The 7721-nt window shown below is 37.1% G+C and carries 4 protein-coding genes; all 4 read right to left on the minus strand.

All coding sequences use genetic code 11. The features are described from left to right. Window positions 1-479: 479 nt before the first annotated feature. The 4 genes from A9G30_RS10215 to aceE all read right to left on the minus strand — a co-directional run bounded on the left by A9G30_RS10215 (window position 480) and on the right by aceE (window position 7506). Window positions 480-1424 (minus strand): CYTH domain-containing protein, encoded by a 945-nt coding sequence (locus tag A9G30_RS10215; RefSeq protein WP_065588887.1) that lies wholly within the window; start codon window positions 1422-1424, stop codon window positions 480-482. A 369-nt stretch (window positions 1425-1793) separates the two neighbouring features. Next, window positions 1794-3218 carry a dihydrolipoyl dehydrogenase gene (gene lpdA, locus A9G30_RS10220; protein WP_065581840.1) on the minus strand — a complete coding sequence of 475 codons (1425 nt, stop codon included), beginning with the start codon at window positions 3216-3218 and terminating at the stop codon, window positions 1794-1796. Between the two features lie 16 nt (window positions 3219-3234). Next, window positions 3235-4827, minus strand: coding sequence for a pyruvate dehydrogenase complex dihydrolipoyllysine-residue acetyltransferase (aceF, locus tag A9G30_RS10225; protein ID WP_065588888.1), 1593 nt, complete (start codon window positions 4825-4827; stop codon window positions 3235-3237). A 12-nt stretch (window positions 4828-4839) separates the two neighbouring features. Next, window positions 4840-7506, minus strand: a complete 2667-nt coding sequence (aceE, locus tag A9G30_RS10230; RefSeq protein ID WP_065588889.1) for a pyruvate dehydrogenase (acetyl-transferring), homodimeric type — start codon at window positions 7504-7506, stop codon at window positions 4840-4842. Window positions 7507-7721: the final 215 nt, after the last annotated feature.

Here is a 7721-nt window from a genome sequence, read left to right on the forward strand (position 1 = left end):
AACAAATACCCATGAATATCCAAATATAACTAACAAACCGCAATATTCCTATATAAAACCTATAGGTATAAAAGAAGTATGATTCCAACAAGTAATTATTCAAAAATACGCCTGTCTGCTGGGCAAATATAATTTGATAAGCATATAAACCAATTATTATCAAAAGTACTATTGTAAATGCATATAAAAGATTATTTGCGTTGACTCGATAAATAAAATATTTGTTTAATACTATTGCTGAAGTAATAAAAACTAGAACCAGATTCGCTAATTGATTAAAAGTATTAGTTAAAATTAGGTTATTTAATAATGATATACTATAACTATTTGAACTAAATAAAACCAATACTTCATCGCTATGAAAATCACTATTAACAAAAAGCACACATCCAATCGTAAAGATGCTATCAAGAATCCAATAAAAGAGTACAAAAAAGAACGGTAATTTAAAAAAAGAGAATTTCATCTATTTTAGTCCATTAATTAAGAGTCAGATTCGCAATCAATGCCAGTTTTAACCTTGTGTTCAGTTCACTAAAAGCAAACTTTTTTATTGAGTTAAAAGACAATAATGCCTCTTGCCATTGAGTAAATTCAGGTTCAAGAGATAGATTTTTATCAGTTAATACATTGCTAATCTGGTTTAAAGTTTGTTGATAAAAATTTAAGTTGTTAGTTTCTAACGCATATTCTTCATTTTGTTGCCAAAAATTGAGTAGTTGAGTTAAATTTTGATGCATTTTAATATCAAACTGACAGCTTTTCAATGGTGAATTTTTAAGCAACAAATAACCTCTAGCGGCTTTACTTTGTGAAAAAAGATGTAAATGAAATCGACTTAATTCAAGCGCAAAATTGAGCAAATCTTGTTTATTACCCTGTTTGAGTTCAAGTTCGACTTCTTGAATAATTTTAACCTTTTGGTTTGACTTAATTTCTCCTTGATCTAAAGCGACTTCAATTTCACTACTTGCAAACGAAATCAACCAAGTTTGACGTTTGAAATCAGTACTAAACAATGGCAATAAATTTTGTTGTAACTGGGCAATATTACAATTATCAGGTAATGCCGCATGTGGTAATAGTGTTAAATCAGGTTCTGAGTTAGGTAAGTTGACATTAAATTCTATTCGTTCATGTAAACCAGCCACTGATTTGCTATCTCGCTTTAAGGTGATTTCAAACTTTTTTTGGTGATTTTCTTCACATCCTCTTACTCGCAGACCACAATGGTTATTACGTAAGTAATAATCACTTGTGTCATAATAAGTATTAGTCAAGTTGAGTTTTGTAGAGCGTCGTTTTACTGATGATATTGCCGAAAATTCGGCTTCGTCACTATCAGCCCATTGTTCCAAAAAACATTTTAAATTAGCAATATCATTGTCATTGATTTCAAATTTTAATTCGATTTCGTTACTCATTATTCTGTTTTATCTTAGTTATTTTGCTATATGATATATTGAACAGTTAAAGAAATATACTTAATCATTAATTAAAAATTGAATCTTGGAGTTGAGTTAAATCCCAAAATTGTGAAAAAAAACACTAAAATTAGGACGATTAAATTTAAATGAAAAATATTAGCAATTACGCAAACTATCATGACAAATAGATTACCTACTCTTTCATTCAATTTTATTAAGATCCATACAAAGTATGTTTAATTAAGTTTTATTAAAACACTTTATTTTCTGAAGCGTTTTGACAAACAAATTTATTTTAAGGCAAATAAAAATGCCGTTAGTTTGAGCTAACGGCATTTTACTAAGTAAATTAATGACTTGTTGTCACTATTTTTTCTTTGCTTTGGCATTAGGTAAATCGGTGACTGAGCCTTCATAAATTTCAGAAGCTAAGCCGATCGATTCATGCAATGTTGGGTGAGCATGGATAGTTAATGCAATATCTTCGGCATCACAGCCCATTTCAACAGCTAAGGTGATTTCACCTAGTAATTCACCGCCATTCACGCCAACAACCGCACCACCTAGCAAGCGATTATCTGCTTTATTAAAGATGAGTTTTGTCATCCCTTCTGAACAATCCGAAGCAATAGCGCGCCCTGAAGCAGCCCATGGGAAGATTGATACTTCATAATCAATGCCTTTTTCTTTCGCTTCTTTTTCAGTTAAGCCCACCCACGCCACTTCAGGTTCAGTATAGGCAATAGAAGGAATGGTTTTTGGATCGAAGAAGTGTTTTTTACCAGCAATCACTTCTGCTGCCACATGCCCTTCGTGTACACCTTTATGCGCAAGCATTGGCTGACCCACAATATCACCAATGGCATAAATGTGTGGTACGTTAGTGCGCATCTGTTTATCCACTTCGATAAATCCACGATCAGTAACGTTAACACCTGCTTTTTCTGCACTAATTAATTTACCATTTGGCGTACGACCAATCGCCACTAATACCGCATCATAAGTATGGGTTTCGGTGGTGCCGTCTTTCTTTTCCATGGTGACGTAAATTGCATCATGTTTGGCTTCAACGGTGGTCACTTTGGTTTCTAATCGTAAAGTGAATTTCTTTTGGATCTGCTTAGTAAAGACTTTGATCACATCTTTATCAGCAGCAGGGATCACTTGGTCAAACATTTCAACCACATCGACTTCTGAACCTAATGCATGGTATACAGTCCCCATTTCAAGACCAATAATTCCGCCACCCATCAATAATAATTTTTTAGGAATGGTGGTTAGCGCTAAGGCATCTGTTGAATCCCAAATACGCGGATCATCATGTGGAATAAAAGGTAACTTAATTGGACGAGAACCCGCTGCAATAATCGCATTATCAAAGGTAATTTTAGTGATCCCTTTTGAAGAAGTCACCTCCATAGTATGGCTACCAGTAAACTGAGCTTCACCTTGAATCACATTGACTTTGCGCATTTTTGCCATGCCAGCAAGTCCGTTAGTCAGCTGGCTAATGACTTTTTCTTTCCAGCCACGCACTTTGTCTAATTCAAGTCTCGGGGTACCAAAATGGATACCATGTTCAGTTAATGATTTTGCTTCATCCATTACTTTAGCAACATGAAGTAATGCTTTTGATGGAATACAACCTACATTTAAACAGACACCACCCAGTGTTGAATAACGTTCAACAAGGGTAACATCTAGTCCAAGGTCGGCTGCGCGGAACGCAGCGGAATAACCCGCTGGTCCTGCTCCTAAAACCACAACTTGTGTTTTAACATCTTGACTCATAATTTGATCTCCTTAATTACATCACTAAACGACGTAAGTCGGATAAGACGTTAACAATATGGCTTAAGAAGCGCGCACCATCCGCACCATCAATAACACGATGATCGAATGATAATGATAAAGGCAACATTAAGCGTGGTGTAAACTCTTTGCCATTCCATACTGGTTTCATGCTAGAACGAGATACGCCTAAAATGCCCACTTCTGGCGCATTGACAATTGGTGTAAACGAGGTTGTACCAATACCACCAAGGCTAGAAATAGTGAAACATCCACCTTGCATATCGCTACCAGTCAATTTACCTTCACGCGCTTTTTTAGAAATTGCCGCAAGTTCTCGAGAAAGCTCAACAATGCCTTTTTTATCAACATCTTTAAACACTGGCACAACAAGACCGTTTGGTGTATCAACAGCTACACCAATATTAATGTATTTTTTGATAATTAGCGTTTGAGCATCTTCAGATAATGAGCTATTAAAGCGAGGATACGCTGTTAATGCGCTAGCTACCGCCTTCATGATAAACACTAAAGGTGTGATCTTAAGGTCAAGCTTCTTCTTATCAGCTTCTGCATTTTGTTGCTTACGGAATGCCTCTAAATCAGTAATATCGGTTTCATCAAACTCCGTCACATGTGGAATCATGACCCAGTTACGGTGTAAATTTGCACCTGATACTTTTTGGATTTTAGTTAATGGTAGGCTTTCAACTTCACCAAATTTACTAAAATCAACTTTCGGCCATGGTAATAAACCAGGTAATGCACCACCAGCAGCGCCACTTTCAACTTGTTTAACTGCGTTTTTAACGTAGGCTTGAATGTCTTCACGCAAAATACGGTTTTTAGGACCTGTCGCGGTGACTTTAGCAAGATTTACGCCAAATTCACGCGCTAAACGACGTACTGATGGAGTTGCATGCGCATAAGCATCATTTTCAACAAAGTCATTGCCTGATGATACAGGCGCTGATTGTGCGGTAACAGGCGCTGATGTTGGCGCTGGTGCGACTTTTTCAGCAACAGGTGCTGGAGCAACCGGCGCTGTTTGAGTAGCTGGCGCTACACTAGTTGTGGTTTCAAATTCCATAATTTTGGAACCTGTTTTCACCTTATCGCCCACTTTCACTGTGATACTTTTAACGATGCCGGCAATGGTTGCGGGTACTTCCATTGAAGCTTTATCACCTTCAACGGTAATTAACGAATCATCAACAGATATAGTATCGCCAACTTTTACTAAAATTTCGGTCACTTCAACTTCGTCGCCACCGATATCAGGTACATTGACATCAACAGTTTGACTCACTACAGCAGCAGTTGGTGCGACTTCAACTTTTGGTGCTTCTTGTGCTGGAGCCGCAGGCTCTGCACCGCCCTGTTCATCAAAGACCATAATGTCCACACCCGTTTGGACTTTATCGCCAATTTTTACCGAAATAGATTTAACAATACCAGCTTGTGGTGCTGGAATTTCCATTGATGCTTTATCACCTTCAACAGTCATAATTGACTGATCAGCTTCAACTTTGTCACCAACATTAACCAGAATTTCGGTCACTTCGACTTCATCACCGCCAATATCGGGTAATTTAATTTGAATACTCATTATAACAACCTCTTATGCAATTCGTGGATTAAGTTTGTCAGCATTGATTTCGAATTTTTTGATCGCTTCTTCAACAACGCTAACTTCGATATCACCACGTTTAGCAAGTTCACCCAATGCTGCAACAACAACATAAGATGCATCAACTTCAAAGTGATGGCGCAAATTTTCACGGCTATCACTGCGACCAAAGCCGTCAGTACCAAGCACTCGATAACTTTCAGCAGGTACAAATCCACGAATTTGCTCAGCAAAAATTTTCATATAATCAGTTGAAACTACTGCTGGGTTGTTATTCATAATTTGTGCAACATAAGGCACTTTTGGTGTTTCACTTGGATGTAGCATATTGTATCGTTCACAATCTTGTCCATCACGAGCAAGTTCAGTAAATGATGTTACGCTATAAACTTCAGAACTAATACCATAGTTTTTAGCTAAGATGTCAGCCGCATCACGTACATGACGTAAAATCGAACCAGAACCTAATAACTGAACAGTCGGTTTACCTTTTTGACCTTCAACAGTATCAAGTTTATAAATACCACGACGAATGCCTTCTTCTGCACCTTCTGGCATTGCAGGCTGTGCATAGTTTTCATTGAGTGTTGTAATATAGTAGTAAACGTTTTCTTGTTCGCCATACATACGACGTAAACCATCTTGCATAATAACCGCAACTTCATAAGCATAAGCAGGATCATATGAGATACAGTTAGGTATGGTTAATGATTGAATATGGCTGTGACCATCTTGATGTTGTAAGCCTTCACCATTTAATGTTGTACGACCTGATGTACCACCGATCATAAATCCGCGTGCTTGTTGATCGCCAGCTGCCCACATTAAATCGCCAATACGTTGGAAACCAAACATAGAATAATAAATATAGAATGGAATCATTGGGAAATCATTGGTGCTATATGATGTCGCAGCAGCTAACCATGAAGCCGTTGCACCACATTCATTAATCCCTTCTTGTAAAATTTGACCTTTTTCGTCTTCACGATAATAAGCAACTTGCTCTTTATCTTGTGGCGTATATTGTTGCCCATGTGGATTATAAATCCCAATTTGACGGAATAAGCCTTCCATACCAAAAGTACGCGCTTCATCAGCCAAAATAGGTACTAAGCGTGGTGCTAATTCTTTATCCTTAAGCATGATGTTAAGTGCACGGACAAACGCAATTGTGGTTGAAATTTCTTTTGACTGTGCTTCAAGTAATGACGAAAATTCGCTTAATGATGGAATAGAGATCGTACCAGAGAATTTGGTTAATCTTGATGGAACATAGCCATGTAATGCATTACGACGTTCATGAATATATTTGTATTCTGGCGTGTGTTCCTCAAATTTGATATAAGGTAATTTTTCAAGTGCTTCATCTGTTACAGGAATATTGAAGAAATCACGAACATGACGCACACCATCCATATTCATTTTTTTCACTTGGTGGGCAATATTTTTAGCTTCAGCTGCATCACCCATACCATAGCCTTTAATTGTGTGAGCAAGAATGACTGTTGGACGATCTTTAGTTTCTTTGGCTCGTTGGAATGCTGCAAACATTTTAGCTGGATCTTGACCACCACGGTTTAATCTGAAGATTTCTTCATCAGTCATATCTTTAACTAGCTCTGCTGTTTCAGGATATTTACCAAAGAAATGCTCACGAACATAAGCACCGTCTTTTGATTTTAATGTTTGATAATCGCCATCAAGTGTTTCATTCATTAGTCGAATTAACTTACCAGATTTATCTTTTTGTAGAAGTTTATCCCAACGGTCACCCCAAAGAACTTTAATCACATTCCAGCCTGCACCAGCAAAAACACCTTCTAATTCATTAATGATCTTACCGTTGCCTGTTACCGGTCCATCTAAACGTTGTAAATTACAGTTGATAACAAATACCAAATTATCCAGTTTTTCACGTGTTGCAACGGTAATTGCGCCTTTTGATTCAGGCTCATCCATCTCACCATCGCCTAAGAAAGCATAGACAGTTTGTTCAGAAGTATCTTTCAGTCCCCGATTTTCTAAATATTTTAAAAAACGTGCTTGATAAATAGCACTAATAGGACCAAGCCCCATTGATACTGTTGGGAATTGCCAAAATTCAGGGAGTAATTTAGGGTGAGGGTAAGAAGGCAGTCCTTTACCATGTACTTCTTGGCGGAAATTATCAAGTTGTTCTTCGGTTAAACGACCTTCAATAAATGCGCGTGAATAAACACCTGGTGAAATATGCCCTTGGAAATAAACTAGATCACCACCATCTTTTTCATTGCGTGCACGGAAAAAATGGTTAAAGCAAACTTCATAAAACGTAGCAGCAGACTGGAACGATGCCATATGACCACCTAGTTCCAGATCTTTTTTTGATGCCCTTAGCACCATCATAATTGCATTCCAGCGAACAATTGAACGAATGCGGCGTTCTATTTCCCAATCGCCAGGATAAGCAGGTTGTTCTTCTACTGGGATAGTATTGACATAATTACTTGTTGAAGAACCAAAAAGTAGTGGAACACCACCATCTCTCGCTTTATTGACTATTTGTTCAATAATATATTGTGCACGTTCGATACCTTCTTCGCGAATAATTGAATCAAGACTCTTGAGCCAATCTTGTGTTTCAATGGGATCGATATCATTCACTTGCATATCCGACATATAAAAACCTCTTTTTTTGTTTAGAAAAATGCAGTATTTGCTATCCTTAGCTATAAATAACTATATAAATTACAACTCTGCATTATGGAGTTTCATCGCATAAGTCTGCCATTTTCATAAAAAAAGTAAAGCAAACCAAAGCTTAGAAAAGAATGTTAATTCCTATCAAATTAATCAACTATTCCAATACTAATAATAAAATAAATGTTATTTAT

The organism is Gilliamella sp. Fer4-1 (genome assembly GCF_001690515.1).
GTDB lineage: Bacteria > Pseudomonadota > Gammaproteobacteria > Enterobacterales > Orbaceae > Gilliamella > Gilliamella apicola_C.